The following is a 21082-nucleotide window of genomic DNA, read 5'->3' on the forward strand; positions in this document are numbered from 1 at the left end:
CCCGCATGACGAACCCCACCCGCTACCTCCTCCGGATGGTGCTCTTCCTCGTCGTCGTCACCTTTGTCGGCGCCCTGCTCTTTGGCGAGCTGCGCCACGCCTTCGCGGTCAATCCCGTGCTGAACGCGCTAATCCTTGCGGTCCTCCTGCTCGGTACGGGATGGACCATCCGGCAGGTCACCCTTCTGAAGCATGAGGTGGACTGGCTCGAGGCCTTCCGCTCCCCCAATCCGGCACAGGCGGCGAAGACCGCGCCCCGCCTGCTGGCCCCCATGGCGTCCATGCTCGCCTCCCGCCGGAGCGATCGCTTCTCACTGTCCGCCGGCGCCATGCGTTCCGTGCTGGATGGCATCGCCTCCCGCCTCGACGAGCAGCGGGAACTCTCCCGCTACATGACCGGCCTGCTTATCTTCCTCGGACTGCTCGGCACATTCTGGGGCCTGATCCTGACCATCGGCTCCGTCTCCGACGTGATCCAGAACATGTCCGTCGGCACGGGCGACGTGACCACACTGTTCAACCAGCTCAAATCCGGCCTCGCCCAGCCGCTGAACGGCATGGGTGTCGCCTTCTCCTCCTCCATGCTCGGCCTCGCCTGCGCCCTCGTCCTCGGCTTCCTCGACCTCACTGCCGGGCAGGCCCAGGCCCGGTTCTACAACGAGCTGGAGGAATGGCTCGCCGGCCTCACCCGCCTCTCCTCCGGCGTGCTCGGCGAGGGCGGCGCGGAGGGCGGCTCCGTTCCCGCCTATGTCCAGGCCCTGCTGGAGCAAACCGCCGAGAACCTGGAAGGCCTGCAACGCATCCTCACCCGTGGGGAGGAGCGTAGCGCCGGGTCTGGCCGCGCCCTGGAAACCCTCGCCGAACGGCTCTCCGTGCTGACCGACCAGATGCGCGCCAGCCAGGTGCTGATGCAGCGCGTGGCCGAAAGCCAGTCAGGCATTGCCCCGACCCTCGCCCGCCTTGCCGACCTGGGCGAGCACGAGGCCGCCTCTCGCGGCCATCTGCGCAACGTCGAGCTCTACCTCGCCCGCCTGCTGGAGGAATCCGCGCAGGGCCGCGCGCAATCGACCCAGGAGATCCGCTCCGAGATCAAGGTCCTGGCCCGCACCATCGCAGCGCTCGCCGAGGGGCCGGCGCAGCAATGAAAATGGGGAAAAGACCGGGGAAAAAGAGTTCTGCCTGGACCGCTCATCGTCTCTTGGTGGGTTTACCGGGTGCACCGGTTGAGCACGCGCACCAGGCTTACACCCCAGAAACAGAAGGGGGTCCGGGAGCATACTTCCTCCCGGCTTTCGTGCCGTGGCCCTAGGCCGCCGCAACACCCAGCGCGAGGGCCTGAATGCCTGGCCCGGCTATGTCGACGCGCTGGCCACGCTGCTCATCATCATCATTTTCGTCCTGCTCGTCTTCGTCCTCGCCCAGGGCTTCCTTTCCGTCGCCCTCTCCTCCCGCGACCGCGCGCTGGACCGGCTGAACCGCCAGGTCGCCGAACTGGCCGAGCTTCTCTCGCTGGAGCGCGGCGGAGGCGAGGAGCTGCGCGCCGCCCTTGGCCGCGCCCAGGAGGAATCCCGCGCCGCCAGCGCAGACCGTGACGCCGCCCGCCGCGACCTCGCCGCCCTGCGGGAGGAGGCCGCCCGCACCACCTCCGCCCGCGACGCGGCGCGCGAGGAGCGCGACCGGCTCGTCGCCCGCCTTTCCGATGCCGAGCTCGCAGCCTCCGGCAACAACCAGCGCATCACCAGCCTCGAGGCCCGGCTGAACGAGGCGCTGTCCGGCGCCGAAGCCGCCGGCGCCGACACCGCCCGCACTGTCCGCGGCCTGACCGAAACCCGTCGCGCCCTCGGCACCGAGCAGGCCGCCCGCCAGGGTGCCGAGCGCAGCCTGGCCGAAACCCGCACAGCGCTGGACGCCGCACGCCGCGACCTCGCCGGCCTCCGCCGCGAGATCGCCCGCCTCGACCAGCAGACGGTCACCGACCGGGCCAGCATCGAGACCCGTCTCACCGAGATCGCGCGCCTCAACGACCAACTCCGCGCGCTCACCGCGCTGCGCGACCAGGCCGAGGTCGCCGCCCGAACCGCCCTGGCCCGCGCCGGCGACGAGGAACGCCGCCGCCGCGCCGCCGAGGGCGCCACCTCCACCGCCGAGGCCGCGACCGCCGAGGCGCTTGCCGCCCGCACCGCCGCGCAGACCGCGGCCACCGAAGCCACCCGCGCCCAGGAAGCCGCCGAGGCCCGTGCCGCCGAGGCCATCCGCGCCCGCGACGCCGCCCTGTCCACTGCGGCCGACGCCACCCGCGCCCGCACCACCGCCGAAGCCGCCACCGCAGAGGCCAATCGCCTGCGCGAGACCGCCCAGGCCGGCGCCGTCGATGCCGCCCGCGCCCGCAGCGTTGCGGAGGCCGCCCTGGCCGACGCCACCCGCACCCGAGGCGCCGCCGAAGCCCTACTCGCCGAGGCCAGCCGCACCGCCCGTACCGAATCCGAGGCCCGCCGCGCCGCCGAAGCGCAGTCGGGCGAATACGCCCGCCTCGCCGAGAGCGCCCGCGCCCAGGCCGCCCTCCTCACCCAGCAGCTCGACGCATTGCGCGCCGAGCTCCGCCGCGTCGCCACCGCGCTGGACGCGCAGGAAGCCCAGGACCGCGAGAAGGACACCCAGATCGCCGCCCTCGGCACCCGGCTGAACGCCGCGCTTGCCGCCCGCGTCGAGGAGCTGCAGCGTTACCGCTCCGACTTCTTCGGCCGCCTGCGGGACGTGCTGGGCGACCGCCCGGAAATCCGCATCGCGGGTGACCGCTTCGTCTTCCAGTCCGAGGTGCTGTTCCCCATCGGCAGCGCCGATCTGTCGGAAGCCGGGCGCGAACAGATCTCCAATGTCACCGGCCTCTTGCTCGACATCGCCCGCCGCATCCCCGAGGGAACCAACTGGGTCCTGCGCGTGGATGGCCACGCCGACAACTCTCCCATCCGCAGCCCGCGCTACGCCACCAACTGGGAACTCTCCTCCGCCCGCGCGATCGCGGTGGCACAGCTGATGATCCAGAACGGCCTGCCGGCAAACCGCGTCGCCGCCACAGCCTTCGGCGAGTTCCAGCCGCTGGACACTGCGGACACGCCGGCGGCCCGGGCACGCAATCGGCGGATCGAGTTGCGCCTCACGGACCGGTGACGCCGCGAACGCGCCGCTGCCTTGATTCCGCCACCTCACTCCTCAAGCTCTAGGGGCGGCCGGAACGATCTTCCGGCCGATCACGGAGGAGGAGCGACGCCATGGAACCGGATCACCTCGCCGCCATCGCCGCCACCAACGCCGAACAGGTGGAGCGCGCAAAGCAGCTCGCCGAAGGCGCGCAGAAGGACAGCACCCTCCAGCAAATCGGCGACACCGCCACCCAGCTGGATTCCCTTGGCACGATCGTACACTTCGCCGGCCAAGCTGGCGGGTTCCTGTGGGACACCACCTGCGCCGTGGGCCAGGGCGTCGGCGCAGTCTGCGACGCAGTTTCCAGCGTGATCCCCGACTAGGTCTTCGTCGCTAGACGATCACCGCCTCGAAGGGGGGCAGCAGGTCCGGCACCTCGAACTCCACCACCCAGAGGTCCGGGTCGCGCTTCACCTGCCGCCCGACATACCCATCCGCGGTCGCATCATCGACCGGCTCGGCCCCGGTCCCGCGCATCCAGGCCGGCCGCCCCATCGCGTCCCGCGTCTGGGAGAGCACCACCAGCCCGCCGCGCCCGCGCAGTACGCACAGGATGCCGCCACTATCTGCATCGCCCTTCCGCAGCACCACCCCCGGCGTGCCGGCGGAATCCGCTACCCGGAGCGCCATGGAAACCCATAGCCCCGCCTTCACCCGCGCTTCCATGACCCACTCCCCATTCGCCGCCGAGGCCACCCCTGCCACGGGGTGACGTGTCCGTGAAAGAGGGGCTTGATGAAGCGGCGCCGCCACGCCATTCCATCCTCACGCGTTCGCGTGCCCTTCCGGCCCAGACGGGCCGCCCCATCACCACTGGAATCATCAACATGGCCGTCCAGAAGCCGCGCGACGAGGCACGCAACACGACGAAGCCGGGCGGCATGACCGACGCCCAGCGCGCCTATGAGGCCCGCCGCGCCGCCAAGGCCGGCATGACGCTGGAGAAGTGGCTCGCCGCCAAGGAGAAGGAGCGGGAGGAGGAGCGCCGCGCTGCCGCGAAGGACGCCAAGGCCCGCGCCGCCGAGGTCGCCCCCGCGAAGAAGCCCAACCTCTTCCGCCGCCTGCTCGACAAGGCTCAGCAGCCCCTCAAGGGCTCGCGCTGAACCAGAGGCTCACGGCGGGCCATGCCGACTGGTCCGCCCATCCTGCCAAGCGCTGGGTCACTCTCGCCCGCCGCGCGAACGGCGCCTGGACGGCCGAGGCCGCAACCCCCGTCGGCGATCCCGCAGCCCTCACCGCCGCCCTGATCGCCGAGGGCCCACCGGTCGCCCTGGGGCTGGATCTACCCCTCGGCCTTCCCCGCGCATGGGCCGCCGCCCGTCCGGAACCGGACTTTCCCACCTTTCTCCGGGCCATGCCCGAGGCCTTCCTCCAGGTCAGCGAAACCCTGGACACCGTTTCGCCCGATCGGCCCTTCTACCCCTCACGCGGCATCCGCGGCATGACCCGGGCGTCCCACGCCGCCGCCCTGGGCTTTGCCGGCCCCGAGCATCTTTCCCGCCTCTGCGACCGGGCAACCGCCGAGCGCCCCGCCGGCGCCCCCCTCTTCTGGACCCTCGGGGCCAATCAAACCGGCAAGGCCGCCATCTCCGCCTGGCGCGACTGGCTCGCCCCGGGCCTCGGGGCGGGCGCTGCCTACCGCCTTTGGCCCTTCGAGGGCCCGCTCCAAACCCTTCTCGCCCCCGGCACCGCCAGCCTCGCCGAAACCTACCCAGCCGAGGCGATGCGCCAGCTCGGCATCCGACTTCCCGGCAGCAAGCGCGCCCAGCCCGCCCGTCGCGCCGCCGCCCCGCATATCCGCGCCGCCATGGACCGCCTGGCGGTCGACCCCACTCCTGCCCTCGCCGCCGCGATCGAGACCGGCTTCGGCGCCGACGCAACAGGCGAGGACCGGCTCGACAGTCTTCTTGGCCTTCTCTGCGTCGTCTCCGTCCTCGACGGCGCCCGCCCGGACTTCGTTCCGGACGATCCCTGGATCCGCCGATGGGAGGGTTGGGTCCTCGGGCAGACCGCGATGCCCAGTCCCCTGCCCAGCTTACGGAAAGCTGCCGTTACAGGCTGAGCCCGCGAAAACTCTTCCCCCGCTTGCGCCAAACCACCATATGAAAAGGGTCACGATGTGACCCCGCCGATGCCACAATCCGGCACCGGTTCACCGCCAAGGTCATACGGTCATCCGCCCTGGGAGGGCCCATTCATGAAGATGTTCCGAGGCCTCGTCCTCGCCGGCGCCGCCACCGCCGCGCTGATGGCCGCCAACCCCGCCGAGGCTAATGGCTGGCATCGCCGCGGTCCGGGTGGCGGTGCCGTTGCCGGTGCGATCATCGGCGGCCTGGCGCTCGGCGCCATTGCCGGCTCGGCCTATGCTGCGCCGCGCTACTACGCCCCGCCGCCGCCGCCGGTCGCGTATTACGCTCCGCCGCCGGCCTATTATGCGCCGCCCCCGCCGGTCGCCTATTATGCGCCGCCGCCGCCGGTGGCCTACCGCCCGTATTACGGCTGGTAAGCTCGCGGTCGCCTCGTTCCAGGCCGGGCAGGCATCGTGCTTGCCCGGCCTTTTCATGTCCGCGGCCTAGGGCGGCGTCGCCCCAGGCCGCAACCGCTCACGCAGCCGGAGAATACTGCCCGGTCGCCTCCGCAGCCATCCGCGCCAGCCCGACCAGCAGGTCCAGCACCGGCGTCCCAACCCCGGCCATCCGTGCAAGGGCCAGAGGCTGCACCAGCATCGCCTCCATCTCGATCGCCTTGCCGGACTCCATGTCCTGCAGGATGGACGGCTTGTGGGCGCTCTTCGAGGACGCCTCCACTCGCTCCGCCACATCGAAGTCGAGCGATAGGCCGAGCCCGCGCGCGACCGCGGCGCCTTCCATCAGCCCGGCAAACGCCGCCTCGCGCGCCGCCGGGTCCGCCAGCGTCGCCCCGATGCCCTGGCGCGAGAGCAGGCAGAGCGGCCCATAGGCCAGGTTGGACACCAACTTCAGCCACACCTCGCGCCGAATATCCGGCACGATCGGCGCGCCCATCCCACCCGCTTCCAGCACAGCGGCCAGGGCGCGCACGCCCTCGCCCACCTGCCCGTCCAGCCCGCCCAGCACCACCTTGCTGCGCTCGTTCTCCACGATGATCGTGCCGGGCTCGGTGATGGTGCAGGCGGAATAGACCACCCCGCCCACCGTCCGCTCCACGCCCACCGCGCTCCGCACTTCGCCGCCGGGATCGAGCGCGGGCAGTGCCGTGCCGTCCAGCGCTCCGCCATGCCGGTCGAAGTACCACCAGGGGATGCCGTTCATCACGAAGGCCACCGGCGTGTCCGGCCGCAGCAGCGGCGCGATGGCGGCCGCGACGCCGGGCAGCTGGTGCCCTTTCACCGTCACCACCACCGCATCCTGCGGGCCGAGCACGGCCGGGTCGTCGCTGGCCTCGGGGCGCGCATGAAAGGTCCCGTCCTTCGCTACCACCGTCAGACCGCGCTCACGGATCGCGGCCAACGTCCCGCCGCGCGCCACCACGCTCACCTCGGCCCCGCCGCGGGCCAACCGCCCCGCGATGTGCCCACCGATCGCCCCGGCCCCGAAAACGCATACCTTCACGACAGCATCTCCAGCGCGGAACGCGACAGGGCCTGCACGCCGATGGCGATGCAGCCCTCATCCGGCTGATAGCCGGCATTGTGCAGCTTGTCGGCCCGCCCCGGCGCGCCCGAGCCGATCCGCAGATGGGCGGAGGGCACGATCTGCGCGAACTCCGCGAAGTCCTCGCTCCCCATGCTCGGCGCCCCCTCCTCCGGCGCGGCGCCGAGCTGGGCGGAAACGGCCGCCAGCATCCGGTCGAGCACCTCGTCGTCATTGGCCAGCGGCGGCACCAGGCGCACGTAGTCCAGCGCCGCCTCCACCCGGAACCCGGCCACCAGCCCCGCGCAGAGCCGGCGGATCGCGGCCTCGGCGATGTCGCGCGTCCCCGGGTCCAGCGTCCGCACCGTGCCCTTTAGGTGTACCCGCTCGGGAATGATGTTGTAGGTGGTGCCGCCGGACATCATCCCGATGGTCACCACCGCGGGCTTCAGCGGGTCCACCTCGCGGCTCACCACCGTCTGCACCTGCGCCACGAAATGCGCACCGGCCACGATCGGGTCCACCGCCGATTCGGGATGCGCCGCATGGCCGGATCGCCCGCGCAGCACGAGATCGAACCGATCGGACGCCGCAAGGCAGGCGCCGCGCGCGAAGCCCGTGCGGCCCACCGGCATGTCCGGGTGGTTGTGGAAGCCCAGCGCCATGTCGAAGCCGTTCGCCGCGCCATCCGCGATCATCGCGGCCGCGCCGCCCAGCACCTCCTCGGCCGGCTGGAACACCAGTGCCACGCGCCCGGCCAGCATCGGCGCCATGTCGCGCAGCACCGCGGCCACTCCCAGCAGGGTGGAGGTGTGGATGTCGTGCCCGCAGGCATGCATCTTCCCGTCCACGGTGCTGGCATAGTCCAGCCCGGTCTCCTCATGGATCGGCAGCGCATCCATGTCGGCGCGAATGGCAAGGGTCGGCCCTGGCCGCCCGCCCTCGATCATGCCGACGATTCCCGTGCCCCCCAGCCCCGTGCGGTGCGGGATGCCGAGCCGGGACAGCTCGGCCGAGACGATTCCCGCGGTCCGCACCTCCTCGAAGGCCAGCTCGGGATGGGCGTGGAGGTCGCGCCGTATGGCCGAGAGCGCGGGCGCCAGCGCCGCCGCCGCCTCCGCGATCCGGCGCACGGGATCGTTCGCCATTCCCCTGGATTCGGGCACGTTCCCCGCCGCCACTCCTGTTGCCTGGGCGCCCGTCATGCAGTGATTTCCCGCAAGGATGTTGCGCTGCATCGTAGGTGAAGAAGCATCCATGACAAGCGCCGCCACAATCTCACGCTTGTGGCATCGGGCGCCGCCACATAGGGTGCGCCACCTCTCTCTTTCGGGGAGCACGTCCGGGACCAGGGACAGGGCACGCAGATGCCGGCCGCGCCGCCCCCAAAAGGGGCCCCGCGGCCTTATCCGCATCCGCCCTTCCCCTCCTGACGAGCCCCCTGTCGGATCGGCTTACCTTGAGGGACTTAGGGGTGGAGACTTCATGAAGATCAATGTGAAAGACCTGTACGCGGGGGGACTCCTCATCCTCATCGCCGTCATCGGCCTTTTCATCAACGGCGGCTTCCTCGGCATCGGGCTGGAGCAGCACACGCTCGGCACCGCAAGGCGCATGGGCCCCGGCTACATGCCGATGCTGGTCTTCTGGATCCAGCTCGGCCTCGGCCTCATCGTCTTTCTGCTCGCGTTCCGTAACGGGCCGGACCCGATCGAGCGCTGGACGAAGCTCGACCTCACCACCCTCGCCATCAGCGTCGCCGTCGGCATCGTTATCTGGCGGGTGATGGAGGGCATGGGCCTCAACACAAACTACATCCAGGTCGGCGCGGCCTGCTTCGTCGCGCTGATGATCCTCGCGGTGTCGCCAGCATGGCGGCCGCTTGGCATGGTGCTCGGCGCCTTCGCCATCTTCGGCCTGCTGCTCGAGCCGCTGGGCCTGATGATCACCATCGCCGCCGTCTGCGTCGTCTCCGCGGTCGCGGACCGCGAGCACCGGCCGCTCGGCGTGGCCGCGATGTCGCTGTTCCTCTGCATCCTCTGCTGGTTCGTCTTCATCAAGGAACTCGATATCCGCGTTCCCCTGTGGCCGACCATTTTCTGAAGCGCCGGGACGGGAAAGGCCAAGACCAACCATGGAACTGCTTCTCAACAACCTGGCGCACGGTTTCGGGGTCGCGCTGACCTTCGACAACCTGCTCTTCGCGCTGCTCGGCGCGCTGATCGGGACCGCCATCGGCGTTCTGCCGGGCATCGGCCCCGTGGCCACCATCTCGTTGCTGCTGCCCATCACCTTCGGCCAGCCGGCAACCACCGCCATCATCATGCTCGCCGGCATTTATTATGGCGCGCAGTACGGCGGCTCCACCACCGCCATCCTGCTCAACCTTCCAGGCGAGGTGTCATCGGTCGTCACTACCCTCGAAGGCTACAAGATGGCGCGCAACGGCCGCGCCGGCGCCGCGCTGACCATCGCGGCCTGCGGCTCCTTCTTCGCCGGCTCCGTCGCCACCATCCTCGTCGCCGCCTCCGGCCCGCTCCTCACCCAGGTGGCGCTCTCCTTCGGCCCGGCCGACTACTTCTCGCTCATGCTGCTCGGCCTGATCATCTCCGCGGTGCTGGCCCAGGGCTCGATCCTGAAGTCGATCGCCATGGTGGTGCTCGGCGTCGCTCTCGGCCTGGTCGGCACGGACGTGCAGACCGGCCAGCAGCGCTTCACCTTCGGCGTGCCTGAGCTGTCGGACGGCCTCGGCTTCGTCTCGATCGCCATGGGCATCTTCGGCATCGGCGAGATCATCCTGAACCTCGAGCGCCCCGAGGCCCGTTCGGTCCTCTCGGGCAAGGTCGGCAGCCTGATGCTGACCAATGCCGAGTTCCGCCGCTCCATCCCCTCCGTGCTGCGCGGCACGGTGGTGGGTTCCGTGCTCGGCATCCTGCCGGGCGGCGGCGCCTCGCTGGCCGCCTTCGGCTCCTACATGATGGAGCGGAAGATGAGCCGCTACCGCCATGAGTTCGGCAGCGGCGCGATCGAGGGCGTGGCCGGTCCGGAGGCGGCGAACAACGCCGCGGCCCAGACCTCCTTCATCCCGCTGCTCACGCTCGGCATCCCGGCCAACGCCGTGATGGCGCTCATGGTCGGCGCGCTGATCATCCAGGGCATCCAGCCCGGCCCCCGCATGGTGGAGGCCCAACCGGACCTGTTCTGGGGCCTGATCTGCTCGATGTGGGTTGGCAACCTCATGCTGCTCGTCATCAACCTGCCGCTGATCGGCATGTGGGTGAAGCTGCTGCAGGTGCCCTACAAGTACCTCTATCCGTCCATCCTCGTGTTCTGCGCGATCGGCGTGTACTCGCTGAACAACTCGGTCTTCGACGTGTACCAGACCCTGTTCTTTGGCATCCTTGGCTACATCTTCTCCAAGCTGAAGATGGAGGCGGCGCCCCTGCTCATCGGCTTCGTGCTCGGCCCGATGATGGAGGAGCACCTCCGCCGCGCCATGCTGCTCTCGCGCGGTGATCCTGTGGTGTTCATCGAGCGCCCGATCAGCGCGACGCTGCTGGGTATCGCGGGCCTCGTGCTCGGCGCCATGCTTCTGCCCAGCCTGCGCGCCGGCAAGGACAAGGCACTCGCCGAGTAGCCTTCCGCCGCAAGGCCGGATGATCAGGAAGCCGCCCCGGTTCGCCGGGGCGGCTTTTCTTTTGCGCCCCACTTGGCTACGTCCCCGGGCTCGCCCCTGATCGTTTCCGTTGCGGGAGTCGTCATGTCGCAGGAAGTCCCCGCCAATCGGCCCGCCGGCGCAGCCGACCGTGTTGTTCCCGTGGTTTTGTCGGGCGGGGTTGGGACGCGGCTGTGGCCCCTGTCGCGGGAGGGGTATCCCAAGCAGTTCTGGCCGCTGACCTCGGCGCAGTCGATGCTGCAGGAGACGGTGGGGCGCGCCACGGGCCCGGGCTTCGCGCCGCCCATGGTCATCTGCGCCGAGGCGCATCGCTTCCTTGTCGCCGAGCAGCTGCGCGAGGCCGGGCTCTCCTCCGGCGCCCGCATCGTGCTCGAGCCCGCGGCCCGCAACTCGGCCCCCGCCATCGCCGCCGCCGCCCTGCTCGTGGCCGAGTCCGACCCCCACGCGCTCCTCTGGATCATGGCTGCCGATGCCGCCATCCAGGACCTGCCCGCCCTCCACGCCGCCCTTGCCCGGGCGTCGGTCGCGGCGCGGGCCGGCCATATCGTCGCCTTCGGCATGCGCCCCACCACGCCCGAGACCGGCTTCGGCTATATCGAGGCCGGCGCGCCGCTGGTGAACGCGGAAGGCGTCTCCGCCATCGCCTCCTTCGTCGAGAAGCCCGAACTCGTCCGCGCCCAGGCCTTCCTCGAGGGCGGGCGGCACCTCTGGAACGCCGGCATGTTCGTCGCCAGCAGCAGCGCGCTGCTGGCCGAGCTCGAGCGCCTGCAGCCCGAGCTGGTCGCCAGCGTGCGCGCGGCGGTCGACGGCGCGGCCCGCGACCTTGACTTCGTCCGCCTCGGCGCCGCCTTTGCCGAGGCGCCGTCGATCTCGATCGACTACGCGGTGATGGAGCGCACGGCGCACGCCGCGGTGGTGCCGGCTGATCTCGGCTGGTCCGATGTCGGCTCCTGGGACGCGCTGTGGCAGGTGTCGCCGAAGGACACGGCCGGCAACGCCACCCACGGGCCGGTCGAGCTGCTGGACGCCAGCAACTGCTATGTCCGCTCGGAAGGCATCCTCACCAGCGTCATCGGCCTTTCCGACGTTGTGCTGGTCAGCACCGAGGACGCCGTGCTGGCGCTGCACCGCGACCGCGCCCAGGACGTCAAGAAGCTCGTCGAGCAGCTCAAGGCGAAGAAGCGCCCCGAGGCCGGCGCGCATCGCCGCATGTACCGCCCCTGGGGCCACTACGAGGGCCTGATCCAGGGCGACCGGTTCCAGGTGAAGAAGATCCTCGTCCGCCCGGGCGAGAAGCTCAGCCTGCAAAAGCACTACCACCGCGCCGAGCACTGGGTGGTGGTCAACGGCACCGCCGTCGTCGAGCGCGACGCCGAGCGCATCCTTCTGCGCGAGAACGAGAGCGTCTACCTGCCGCTCGGCTGCGTCCACCGCCTCGAAAACCCGGGCATGATCCCGCTCACCCTCATCGAGGTCCAGTCCGGCGCATACCTGGGCGAGGACGACATCGTCCGATTCGAGGATACATACGGCAGGGCGTAGCCGGACAGGCCGCGCTTCCGCCCGCCGGCTCCCTGCAGCAGACTTAACCCATGCTCATGCTCGAGATCACGCTGGCGTTGCTGGGCGTCTGCCTCGGCTTCGCCATCGTAGCCCGCCGCACCCGGCTGCCCTATGCGGTGGTTCTCATCCTCGGCGGCATGGCGCTGGCCTTCATCCCCGGCCTGCCGCGGGTGGAACTGGACCCGACGGTGGCGCTGGCCGCCTTCCTGCCCCCGCTCCTCCAGGCCAGCGCCTGGCGAACGGACTGGCAGGAGTTCCGCGACAGCCTTCGCCCGATCCTCCTGCTCGCGGTCGGCGCCGTCTTCTTCACCGCCGCCTGCGTGGCAGTGGTCGCCAAGCTCCTCCTGCCCGATCTTCCCTGGGCCGCCGCCATCGCGCTCGGCGCCGTCGTCGCGCCTCCCGATGCGGTCGCCGCCGCCTCCGTCCTCAAGCGCCTCCGCCTGCCCCGCCGCATCGTGACGGTGCTGGAGGGCGAGAGCCTGGTGAACGACGCCTCCTCCCTCGTCCTCTTCCGCCTCGCGGTCGGCGCACTCGGCGCCGGCACCCTCGCCCCGCCCCTCGTCGCCCTCACATTCCTCGGCGTCGCGCTCGGTGGGCTCGCCGTCGGCTGGGCCGTCGCCTGGCTCGCCGGCCGCATCCTGCCGCGGCTGGAGGAGACCCCGCTCGAGATCGCCTTCACCTTCCTCGTGGCCTACGGCGCCTTCCTTCTCGCCGAACGCTTCCACGTCTCCGGCGTCATCGCCGTCGTCACGGCGGGCATCCTCCTCGCCCAGCGCCAGCGCTCGCTTCTCACGCCCCAGACGCGCATCGAGGCCGTGGCCACCTGGGACTTTGTGGAATTCGCCCTCACCAGTCTCGTCTTCATCCTTGTCGGGCTGCAGCTCAACGGCATCGTGGAACGGTTGGGCGAATACAGCTTCGGCTTCCTCGCGCTCGCCGCCCTGTCCCTCTCGGTCACTCTCATCCTCTCGCGCCTGGCCTGGGTAATGCCTTTCGCCATCCTCCCGCGCCTGATCCCCGTGCTTGCCCGGGGCGAGACGCTGCCCCATCCGCGGGACGCGGCCATCATCGGCTGGGCGGGCATGCGCGGCGTGGTCTCGCTCGCGACGGCGCTGGCCCTTCCGCTCGAAGTGCCGCACCGGGACCTGCTGATCTTCCTCGCCTTCGTCGCCATCCTGGCGACACTCGTCGTGCAGGGCACCACCCTCGAATGGTTGATCCTGCGTCTCGGCGTCGCCGAGCCCGCACGCCGCGGCATGACCCGCCCGGAAGCCCTGGCCCGCCGCCTGATGTCCCAGGCCGCGCTCGCCGAGGTGGAGAGCCGCCTCGACAGCCCGCTCGACGGCGTGATGGCTCGCGACATGCTCGGCGAATTCCGCGACATCGCCCGCGTCTTCACCGGCGTCGCGGCCGGCGGCCCGCAGGCCGAGCTGCGCGCCCGCCTGCAGATCCGCCTCGCCGCCCTGCGCGCCTCCCGCGACCGCCTTCTCCGCCATCAGTCCGAGGACGGGATGACGGACGAGCTGCTCACCAGCCTCCTCTCCGAGACGGACCACGAGGAGTTGCGCCTGGTTCAGGAGCTGAACCAGGCGGGGTAAAGATTAGCCCTTCAGCGCCGCCATCTGGGCACGCACGCCGCCGACCATGTTGGTCAGGTCGCTGCCCATGGTAGCGAAGTCGAAGCCCATGCCGTGCAGGCGGCGCACATAGGTGCCCGTGGTCGCATGGATGCCGATGAACTTCCCGCGCGCCTTGCAGGCCGCGATCAACCGCTCGTAGATCGCCATCACCTCCGGCTCCTCCCGCTCCATCACCGGCGGCAGGATGCCGAGTGAAATGCACAGATCGGTCGGCCCGATATAGATGCCGTCCACACCCGGCACGTCGAGGATGCTCTCAAGGTTGTCCACCGCCTCGCCCGTCTCGATCATCGGCAGGCAGATCACGTCGTCGTTCGCGGTGTAGAAGTACCGCCCGACCTCGCCATACAGCCCTGCCCGGATCGGCCCGTTGGAGCGCGTGCCGAGAGGCGGGTAGCGGCAGGCGCCCACGAAGGCCTCGGCCTGCTCGCGCGTGTTCACCATCGGGCAGATCAGCCCCTGCGCACCGGCATCCAGCAACTTGCCGATGATCCCCGGCTCGTTCCAGGGAATGCGCGCCATCGCCACGGGCCGCGACGCACCCTCCTGCGCCGACAGTCCCTGGAAGCACGCCACCGCCGATTGGTAGTCCTGCAGCCCATGCTGGAGATCGACGGTCAGGCTGTCATAGCCCAGCCCCGCCATCACCTCGGCCGTGAAGGCGGTCGGGATGGCGAGCCACCCGTTCACCGTCTTCTGCCCGGACCTCCACGCATCCTTCAGCTTGTTCGCCACGCGGCGTTCCCCCGATCATCCCAAGCGCCCACGGGAACCCCGCGCCGCTGTCCCGCATCCTTCTCCCAAGCCGCCTCGCGCGCAACGTGACCGCCCGCCAGCTCACACGCGCGCGACGGTGCCGGGATGCGATTGCAGTCGCCCCGATCAAATCCAACAGACCAGTCCTTCTATCACGCGTCCGCAACGACCGGCACGGGTCTGCGTTTAGCCCCTGCTCGCCGCCATGGCAGACAGGGCGGGGGAGATCACATGGAGCCGCAGACCAATTCGCCCGAGGACGATCAGCGCATCGCGGATCTCCTCGAAACTGCCATGCGACGCGGCGCGATCCGCCCTGCCTTCCAGCCCATCGTTCAGATGAAGGACGGCACCATCGCCAGCTTCGAGGTGCTCGCGCGCTGGACGGACGAGCTGCTGGGCCCGATCCCGCCCGCGCGCTTCATCCCAATCGCCGAGAACGGTGGCCATATGGCTGCCCTGACCGAGCACCTGATCCGCACGGCCTGCGCGGCCGCGCTGGAATGGGGCGGCGACTTCCGCCTGGCCTTCAACATTTCGCCCCTGCATTTCCAGGACGCGACGATGCCCGGCTTGTTCGAGGAGACGGTGCGCTCCACCGGATTTCCGCTCGAGCGCACCCAGGTCGAGATCACCGAAACCGCCGTGATCGGCGACATTGAGGCCGCGCGCGCCACCGCCGATCTGCTGCGCGGCAAGGGCGTGCGCATCGTGCTCGACGATTTCGGCACCGGCCATTCCAGCCTCACCCGCCTCCAAGCCCTGCCCTTCGACGAGATCAAGGTGGATCGCAGCTTTGTCCGTTCCATGGGCGAATCGCGGGACAGCCGGAAGATCGTTGGCGCGGTGATCAGCCTTGGCCAGAGCCTCGGCTCCGCCGTGGTGGCCGAAGGGGTGGAGACCGAGAGCCAAGCGGAGACTCTCAGCCGCCTGGGCTGCGACTTCGCCCAGGGCTGGCTTTACGGCCGCCCCGTCCCCGCCGAGGAGGTCCCGGCGGTTCTCCGCGCCCGCGGCGAGGCCGCCCAGGAACCCCTCCACCGCCACCTCTCGGCCGACCAACGCCTCGGCAAGCTCGAGGCCGCCTATGCCGCCGCTCCCACTGGTCTCCTGTTCCTCGATCGCACCCTTCGCGTCCTCGGCGCCAACCGCCACTGCGCGTCCCAGCTGGGGCTGGAGGCGCGCGCGATGCTCGGCCGCCCCATCGGCGAGATCGAGCCCGCCATTGCCGCCCACGCGCAATCGGACCTGGATCGCGCCCGCCGAGGCGAGCCCATCCCTCCCCGCCTGTTGCCTCTGCCGGCTGCCCGCCGCACCGGCCTGCTCGCCGCCGCCCCGGCGCGCGACGACAGCGGCGAGCTGCTGGGCCTCTCCCTGGTCATCACCGAGCTTCCCGGCCCCGCCTGACCGGGAGGGCAAGTACGAACCGGTCGGGCCGCGCCCGATGGGCAACCCGGCGCGCGCCCGCTAGGCTCCGGCGATGCCCGCGTCCCCCGCTGCCTCTCCTGCCGGTCCCGCTTGGCGCGTTTCCTCGGAAACCGCGGTGCTGCGCGAGGTCCTGCTCTGCGCGCCCGACCACTACCGCTGGATCCCCACCAACAGCATCGTCCGCCGGACGCTGGCCGGCGAGAACCAGTCCCCCGCCACGGCCCATCTGCAGGCCCAGCACCGCGAGCTGGTGCACGCCATCGAGCAGGGCGGCGCGCGCGTCCATCTGATCGCCCCCGAACCCCACCTCCCCTACATGGCCTACACGCGCGACAGCGTGGTGGTGACGCATCGCGGCCCCGTCCTCTGCCAGCTCGAACGCCCGCAGCGCCGCGGCGAATACGCGCCCCTCATCGACTGGCACGAAGCCCATGACAGCGCCTTCTGGCGCAAATCCAGCATCGGCACGCTGGAGGGCGGCGACATCCACATCATCCGCCCTGGCCTCGCTGCCATCGGCGCCTCCGGCGGCCGCACGGATACCGCCGGCGCCGAACAGCTCGCGGGATGGCTGCGGGAAGACGGATGGGAGGTCCGCGTCGAGGAGTTCGACGAACACTTCCTCCATCTCGACGTCCTGTTCTGCATGGCCGCCGAGAACCTCGCCGTCGCCTGCGAGGACGTGCTGGACCCCGCCTTCCTGGGATGGCTGCGCGACCACGGCATCCGCTGGATCCCCGTCCCCTACCGGGACGCCATGCAGCTCGGCTGCAACATCCTCGCCCTCGGCAATGGCCGCGTGGTATCCGCGCACGAAAGCACCGGCCTGAACGCCGCCCTCCGCGCCGAGGGGCTGGAGGTGCTGGACCCCGCCCTCTCCCTCTTCACCGCGGGCGGCGGCGGCCCCCACTGCCTCACCTGCCCCCTGCTGCGCGACTGATTACGGAACACCTGCCATGACCGCCGAAACCCGCCCCGTTGACCACGTCATCGCCGCCCTCCGCGAGTTCATGGGCGACCGCGTCACCACCAACACCGCGATCCGCGAGCAGCACTCGCGCGGCGAGGACACCACAACCCCCGTCCTGCCCGACGCCGTCGCCTTCGCGGAAACGACGGAGGAGGTTTCCCAGATCCTCGCCCTCTGCCACCGGCACGAGGTGCCCGTCGTACCCTTCGGCGCTGGCACGAGCCTTGAGGGCCATGTCACCCCCGTCCGCCGCGGCATCACGCTCGACCTGTCCCGCATGAACGCCATCCTGGATGTCAGCCAGGACGACATGGACTGCCTTATCGAGCCCGGCGTCACCCGCCACGGGCTGAACGACCATCTGCGCGATCAGGGCCTGTTCTTCCCCGTTGATCCCGGAAGCCACTGCACCATCGGCGGCATGTGCGCTACGCGCGCGTCGGGCACCAACGCCGTGCGTTACGGCACGATCCGCGAGAACGTGCTCGGCCTCGAAGTCGTCCTTGCCGATGGCCGTGTGATCAACACCGGCGGCCGCACCCGCAAGGCAGCGAACGGCTACGACCTCACCCGTCTCGTCATCGGCAGCGAGGGCACGCTCGCCGTCATCACCAAGATCCGCCTCCGCCTCCACGGCATCCCCGAAGCCACCTCCGCCGCCGTCGTCCAGTTCCCGGACCTTAAGGGCTGCGTCGAGTCCGTGATCCAGGTGATGCAGCTCGGCATCCCCGTCGCCCGTATCGAGCTGCTGGACGAGGTGCAGATCGCCGCCTGCATTGCCTATTCCAAGCTCGACAACCTCGAGGTCCTGCCCACCCTCTTCCTTGAGTTCCACGGCACTGAGGCCGGGGTGAAGGAACAGGCGGAAGCCGTGGAGGCGATCGTCACGGATATGGGCGGCCTCGGCTTCGCCTGGGCGGCCGACCAGGAAACCCGCAACAAGCTCTGGACCGCCCGCCACAACGCTTATTACGCGGCGATCGCCAGCCAGCCGAACTCCCGCGGCGTCACCACCGATGTCTGCGTCCCCATCTCGCGCCTGGCGGAAGCCATCATCGGCGCGAAGCAGGATATCCTGGAATCCGGCCTCTCCTGCCCGATGGTCGGCCATGTCGGCGACGGCAACTTCCACACCGTCATCCTCGTCGATCAGGATGACCCCACCGCGCTCGACCGCGCCTGGGCGCTGGACCGCAAGATCGTCGCCCGCGGACTCGCGCTGGGCGGCACCTGCTCCGGCGAGCACGGCGTGGGCATGGGCAAGGCCGAGTTCCTGGAGCAGGAACACGGGATGGAGGCGCTGGCCGTGATGCGCGGGATCAAGCAGGCGCTGGACCCCAAGGGCATCCTCAACCCCGGTAAGATCTTCCGGAACTAGACCGCCAGCCCGGCATCAGCAGGAGGATCCCCCATGGTCATCTCGGCCAGCGTCGTCGTCTTCGCCGTCATCCTCATCCTCGCCGTCGTCACCCTGGCGAAGGGCATCCGCACGGTGCCCCAGGGCGAGGTCTGGACGGTGGAGCGCTTCGGCCGCTTCACCCGCCTGATGCAGCCCGGCCTGAACGTCATCATCCCCTTCATCGACGCCGTCGGCCGGCGGCTGAACGTGCAGGAGGTGGTGCTCGACATCCCCGAGCAGGCCGTCATCACGCGCGACAACGCATCCGTCACCACGGATGGCATCGTCTACTACCGCGTGATGGACCCGGCGAAGGCGGCCTATCAGGTGCAGAACCTGCAGGCGGCGCTCACCGCCATCGCCATGACCAACATCCGCTCCGTCATCGGCGAGATGGATCTCGACCAGACCCTCTCCTCCCGCGAGCGCATCAACTCCGCCCTCCTCGTCACGCTTGACGGCGCGACCGACCCCTGGGGCGTGAAGGTCAGCCGCGTCGAGATCCGCAAGATCGAGCCGCCCGCGAACCTCATCGAGGCAATGAACCTGCAGATGACCGCCGAGCGCCAGCGCCGCGCCACCGTGGTCCGCGCCGAGGGCGCGAAATCCGCCCTGGTGCTGGAAGCCGAGGGTCGCCGCGAGGCCGCCTTCCGCGATGCCGAGGCACGCGAGCGCAGCGCCCAGGCTGAGGCCGCCGCCACCCGCATGGTCGCCGACGCCGCCGCGGACAGCGGCAGCGAGGCGCTGCGCTACTTCATCGCCGACAAATACGTGGCCGCTTTCCAGGCCATGGCCACCAGCCCCCAATCCCGCCTCGTCGTCGTGCCGATGGAGGCCACCGGCCTCGTCGGCGGTGTCACCGCGGCGCTGGAGCTGATGCGTGGCGTTCCGCCCGGCACCCCCGGCCCGGCGGCACCCGCCTCGCCCCTCGGCTTCAACCAGCCCGGCGTCATGCCGGCCAGCCTGCCCCACCAGGCCGGCACTACCAGGGCAGCTACCACCCAGGGCGGCATTCCGCAGACCGGAGTCGGCCCGTGGAACCGTGGCTGATCTGGGTCCTGGCCGGCCTTGCCCTGCTCGGCGCTGAGCTGGTCCTTCCCGGTGCCTTCCTCCTCTGGGCCGGCCTTGCCGCGATCGGCGCGGGCCTCGTCGCCCTCGCCCTCGCGCCCGGCTTCCCGGCGCTGGTCGTCATCTTCGTGGCGCTGGTGGCCGCGGGCATAACCCTCGCCCTTCGGCGGCGCCGTCACGCGGCCCACACCGATGTTAACGCCCCTGGTTCCGGCCTCGTCGGGCGCACGGGCACCGTCCTGCCGCATGCCGGCCCGGGCCTTCGCGTCCGCATCGGCGACAGCGACTGGTCCGCTCAGTCCGCCACGTCCTCTGCCCCGTCCCTGCCCGCCCCGGGCAGCACCGTGCGCGTCACCGCGGTCGAGGGCACCATCCTCCTCGTCCAGACCGAAGTAGGCGATGTTGCGGGCGCCTGATCCCGCCCACCGCTATCGCCAGGCCTAAGCAGAAGAAAAACCGAGGAAACGCCCACCCCATGAACGACGACGCGCGCGAGGCCTCGATCGCCTTCGCCGCCCCCCTCGTGGCCCTCACTCTCGGCCACGTCCTGTCCAATCTCGTCCGCACCCTGCCCGCCATCGCGGCCGATGTGCTCGGCCGGGACCTCGGCGTCACAGCCCAGGGCCTCGCCTCCCTCACGGGCGCCTACAATCTCTCCTTCGCGCTTGCCCAGGTGCCGATCGGCGTCGCGCTCGACAGGCTGGGTGTTCGCCGCACCGCTCTCATCCTCCTGGCCGTCGTCGCGGCGGGCTCGGTCATTGCGGCACTGGCGGGTGGCCCGGTCGGCTATCTCCTCGCCCAGATCGTGCTCGGCCTGGGCTGCGCGGGGATGCTCATGTGCCCCATCACCTATGCCGCCAAGCGCCTCAGCCCCGCCCGTTTCGGCCTCTGGTCCGGCCTCGTCCAGGCCTTCGGTAATTGCGGGATGCTTCTCTCAGCCAGCCCCCTGGCCATGCTGGTCGAGGCGGCGGACTGGCGCGCCGGCTACATCGCCTGCGCCGCCCTCGCCCTGCTCACCATCGCCCTGATCGCCCTTCTGGTCCGGGATGACCCGCAGCCAAACTCCTCCCGCAGCCTTGCCGGAGACGCGCGGGAGGTGCTGCGCCTAACCACCTCCCCGGCGCTGCGCGGCGTCGTCGCCCTCTCCTTCGCCTCCTTCGCCGCCGTCATTGGCGTGCGCGGCCTCTGGGGTGGCCCCTGGCTGATGGAGGCAAAGGCCCTCTCCCGGGTGGAGGCGGGCAATGTCCTCCTCCTCGCCACCACCGCCCTTGTCCTCGGCCCCGCGCTCTGGGGCATCGCGGACCGTCGCTTCGGCCACCGCCGCGCCCTGCTGGCGGTCGGGCATCTCGGCGCCGCTGCCCTTCTTGCCCTCACTGCCCTCGGTGGCCCAGGCGGCCCATTCGGCGCCCTTCCCGCGTCCTGGGATGCGGCCACCCTGCTCGGCTTCTTCCTGCTGATCTCAGTCCAGCCACTCGCCTTCGCCGCGACTCGAGCCGCGGTGCCGCCGGAACAGGCCGGCAAGGCATTGGCGGGGGTGAACCTGTCCTTCTTCGCCGGCGCCGCGATCCTGCAGGCCGGATCGGGCCCGGTGGTGGCGGCGGGAGGCCTGGGCGCGGGTCTGCTGTTCCTCAGCCTCGCCACCGCGCTTTGCACTCTGCTCTACCTGGCTCTTACGCGGCGCGCCGCGGCCGGCTGATCAGCCGGCGTCGAGCCAGGACAGCCTGATCTCCTTCCGGCAATCGGGGTCCCAAACGGAAAAGGGGCGGAAGCAGG

20 protein-coding genes are annotated in these 21082 nt (G+C 70.5%); 16 read left to right on the forward strand and 4 right to left on the reverse strand.

Features of this window, described 5'->3' with window-relative positions; genetic code table 11:
* The first annotated feature begins 5 nt into the window (after positions 1–5).
* The 3 genes from ACVBD7_RS10920 (at position 6) to ACVBD7_RS10930 (ending at position 3524) form a co-directional block, all read left to right on the forward strand.
* On the forward strand, positions 6–1145 hold the full coding sequence (locus tag ACVBD7_RS10920; RefSeq protein ID WP_458097506.1) for a flagellar motor protein MotA: 1140 nt from the start codon (positions 6–8) through the stop codon (positions 1143–1145).
* Positions 1146–1299: 154 nt separating this feature from the next.
* Positions 1300–3168, forward strand: coding sequence for a peptidoglycan -binding protein (locus tag ACVBD7_RS10925; protein WP_458097507.1), 1869 nt, complete (start codon positions 1300–1302; stop codon positions 3166–3168).
* Positions 3169–3269: 101 nt separating this feature from the next.
* Positions 3270–3524 (forward strand): hypothetical protein, encoded by a 255-nt coding sequence (locus tag ACVBD7_RS10930; RefSeq protein WP_458097508.1) that lies wholly within the window; start codon positions 3270–3272, stop codon positions 3522–3524.
* A 10-nt stretch (positions 3525–3534) separates the two neighbouring features.
* On the opposite strand, the gene ACVBD7_RS10935 is transcribed toward ACVBD7_RS10930, so the two are convergent.
* Positions 3535–3867 (reverse strand): DUF1491 family protein, encoded by a 333-nt coding sequence (locus ACVBD7_RS10935; protein WP_458097509.1) that lies wholly within the window; start codon positions 3865–3867, stop codon positions 3535–3537.
* Positions 3868–4028: 161 nt separating this feature from the next.
* Here ACVBD7_RS10935 and ACVBD7_RS10940 point away from each other — a divergent pair, with 161 nt between their 5' ends.
* The 3 genes from ACVBD7_RS10940 (at position 4029) to ACVBD7_RS10950 (ending at position 5707) form a co-directional block, all read left to right on the forward strand.
* Positions 4029–4304: a hypothetical protein gene (locus ACVBD7_RS10940; protein ID WP_458097510.1), complete on the forward strand. Its 276-nt coding sequence runs from the start codon at positions 4029–4031 to the stop codon at positions 4302–4304.
* A 251-nt stretch (positions 4305–4555) separates the two neighbouring features.
* Positions 4556–5263, forward strand: coding sequence for a hypothetical protein (locus ACVBD7_RS10945; RefSeq protein WP_458097511.1), 708 nt, complete (start codon positions 4556–4558; stop codon positions 5261–5263).
* 135 nt (positions 5264–5398) lie between these two features.
* Entirely contained in the window at positions 5399–5707 is a 309-nt protein-coding gene (locus ACVBD7_RS10950) for a hypothetical protein (protein ID WP_458097512.1), read from the forward strand.
* Between the two features lie 97 nt (positions 5708–5804).
* Here the strand turns inward: ACVBD7_RS10950 and ACVBD7_RS10955 are convergent, their stop codons facing one another.
* Together ACVBD7_RS10955 and ACVBD7_RS10960 are read right to left on the reverse strand one after the other, a co-directional pair.
* Entirely contained in the window at positions 5805–6791 is a 987-nt protein-coding gene (locus tag ACVBD7_RS10955) for a ketopantoate reductase family protein (RefSeq protein WP_458097513.1), read from the reverse strand.
* Complete coding sequence (locus tag ACVBD7_RS10960; RefSeq protein WP_458097514.1) at positions 6788–8017, reverse strand: M20 metallopeptidase family protein; 1230 nt, start codon at positions 8015–8017, stop codon at positions 6788–6790. Before ACVBD7_RS10960 ends, ACVBD7_RS10955 begins: the two co-directional genes overlap by 4 nt.
* A 280-nt stretch (positions 8018–8297) precedes the next feature.
* On the opposite strand from ACVBD7_RS10960, the gene ACVBD7_RS10965 reads away from it, so the two are divergent.
* From ACVBD7_RS10965 to ACVBD7_RS10980, 4 genes are all read left to right on the forward strand, one after another.
* Positions 8298–8915: a tripartite tricarboxylate transporter TctB family protein gene (locus ACVBD7_RS10965; protein ID WP_458097515.1), complete on the forward strand. Its 618-nt coding sequence runs from the start codon at positions 8298–8300 to the stop codon at positions 8913–8915.
* 31 nt (positions 8916–8946) lie between these two features.
* A complete protein-coding gene (locus ACVBD7_RS10970) occupies positions 8947–10449 on the forward strand; it encodes a tripartite tricarboxylate transporter permease (protein ID WP_458097516.1) in 1503 nt (500 codons plus the stop codon).
* A 123-nt stretch (positions 10450–10572) separates the two neighbouring features.
* The gene (locus ACVBD7_RS10975) at positions 10573–12030 is read left to right on the forward strand and encodes a mannose-1-phosphate guanylyltransferase/mannose-6-phosphate isomerase (RefSeq protein ID WP_458097517.1); all 1458 of its coding nucleotides are present in this window, start codon (positions 10573–10575) and stop codon (positions 12028–12030) included.
* A 50-nt stretch (positions 12031–12080) separates the two neighbouring features.
* The gene (locus tag ACVBD7_RS10980) at positions 12081–13649 is read left to right on the forward strand and encodes a Na+/H+ antiporter (protein WP_458097518.1); all 1569 of its coding nucleotides are present in this window, start codon (positions 12081–12083) and stop codon (positions 13647–13649) included.
* Between the two features lie 3 nt (positions 13650–13652).
* Here the strand turns inward: ACVBD7_RS10980 and ACVBD7_RS10985 are convergent, their stop codons facing one another.
* Positions 13653–14426, reverse strand: coding sequence for an HpcH/HpaI aldolase family protein (locus ACVBD7_RS10985; protein ID WP_458097519.1), 774 nt, complete (start codon positions 14424–14426; stop codon positions 13653–13655).
* A 252-nt stretch (positions 14427–14678) separates the two neighbouring features.
* Between ACVBD7_RS10985 and ACVBD7_RS10990 the strand changes: the two genes are divergently transcribed.
* The 6 genes from ACVBD7_RS10990 (at position 14679) to ACVBD7_RS11015 (ending at position 21005) form a co-directional block, all read left to right on the forward strand.
* Complete coding sequence (locus ACVBD7_RS10990; protein ID WP_458097520.1) at positions 14679–15851, forward strand: EAL domain-containing protein; 1173 nt, start codon at positions 14679–14681, stop codon at positions 15849–15851.
* Between the two features lie 136 nt (positions 15852–15987).
* Entirely contained in the window at positions 15988–16812 is an 825-nt protein-coding gene (locus tag ACVBD7_RS10995) for a dimethylarginine dimethylaminohydrolase family protein (protein WP_458097521.1), read from the forward strand.
* Between the two features lie 16 nt (positions 16813–16828).
* A complete protein-coding gene (locus ACVBD7_RS11000; protein WP_458097522.1) occupies positions 16829–18220 on the forward strand; it encodes an FAD-binding oxidoreductase in 1392 nt (463 codons plus the stop codon).
* Between the two features lie 33 nt (positions 18221–18253).
* The gene (locus ACVBD7_RS11005) at positions 18254–19291 is read left to right on the forward strand and encodes an SPFH domain-containing protein (RefSeq protein WP_458097523.1); all 1038 of its coding nucleotides are present in this window, start codon (positions 18254–18256) and stop codon (positions 19289–19291) included.
* On the forward strand, positions 19276–19725 hold the full coding sequence (locus tag ACVBD7_RS11010) for an NfeD family protein (RefSeq protein WP_458097524.1): 450 nt from the start codon (positions 19276–19278) through the stop codon (positions 19723–19725). Before ACVBD7_RS11005 ends, ACVBD7_RS11010 begins: the two co-directional genes overlap by 16 nt.
* Before the next feature lie 59 nt (positions 19726–19784).
* Positions 19785–21005 carry an MFS transporter gene (locus tag ACVBD7_RS11015; RefSeq protein ID WP_458097525.1) on the forward strand — a complete coding sequence of 407 codons (1221 nt, stop codon included), beginning with the start codon at positions 19785–19787 and terminating at the stop codon, positions 21003–21005.
* Positions 21006–21082: the final 77 nt, after the last annotated feature.

This window comes from Roseomonas sp. WA12 (genome assembly GCF_054165765.1).

Coding starts and splice junctions, on each gene's coding strand:
- ACVBD7_RS10920 (WP_458097506.1), top strand. CDS start 6: ATGACGAACCCCACCCGCTACCTCCTCCGGATGGTGCTCTTCCTCGTC.
- ACVBD7_RS10930 (WP_458097508.1), top strand. CDS start 3,270: ATGGAACCGGATCACCTCGCCGCCATCGCCGCCACCAACGCCGAACAG.
- ACVBD7_RS10935 (WP_458097509.1), bottom strand. CDS start 3,867: ATGGAAGCGCGGGTGAAGGCGGGGCTATGGGTTTCCATGGCGCTCCGG.
- ACVBD7_RS10940 (WP_458097510.1), top strand. CDS start 4,029: ATGGCCGTCCAGAAGCCGCGCGACGAGGCACGCAACACGACGAAGCCG.
- ACVBD7_RS10945 (WP_458097511.1), top strand. CDS start 4,556: ATGCCCGAGGCCTTCCTCCAGGTCAGCGAAACCCTGGACACCGTTTCG.
- ACVBD7_RS10950 (WP_458097512.1), top strand. CDS start 5,399: ATGAAGATGTTCCGAGGCCTCGTCCTCGCCGGCGCCGCCACCGCCGCG.
- ACVBD7_RS10960 (WP_458097514.1), bottom strand. CDS start 8,017: ATGACGGGCGCCCAGGCAACAGGAGTGGCGGCGGGGAACGTGCCCGAA.
- ACVBD7_RS10965 (WP_458097515.1), top strand. CDS start 8,298: ATGAAGATCAATGTGAAAGACCTGTACGCGGGGGGACTCCTCATCCTC.
- ACVBD7_RS10970 (WP_458097516.1), top strand. CDS start 8,947: ATGGAACTGCTTCTCAACAACCTGGCGCACGGTTTCGGGGTCGCGCTG.
- ACVBD7_RS10975 (WP_458097517.1), top strand. CDS start 10,573: ATGTCGCAGGAAGTCCCCGCCAATCGGCCCGCCGGCGCAGCCGACCGT.
- ACVBD7_RS10980 (WP_458097518.1), top strand. CDS start 12,081: ATGCTCATGCTCGAGATCACGCTGGCGTTGCTGGGCGTCTGCCTCGGC.
- ACVBD7_RS10990 (WP_458097520.1), top strand. CDS start 14,679: ATGGAGCCGCAGACCAATTCGCCCGAGGACGATCAGCGCATCGCGGAT.
- ACVBD7_RS11000 (WP_458097522.1), top strand. CDS start 16,829: ATGACCGCCGAAACCCGCCCCGTTGACCACGTCATCGCCGCCCTCCGC.
- ACVBD7_RS11005 (WP_458097523.1), top strand. CDS start 18,254: ATGGTCATCTCGGCCAGCGTCGTCGTCTTCGCCGTCATCCTCATCCTC.
- ACVBD7_RS11015 (WP_458097525.1), top strand. CDS start 19,785: ATGAACGACGACGCGCGCGAGGCCTCGATCGCCTTCGCCGCCCCCCTC.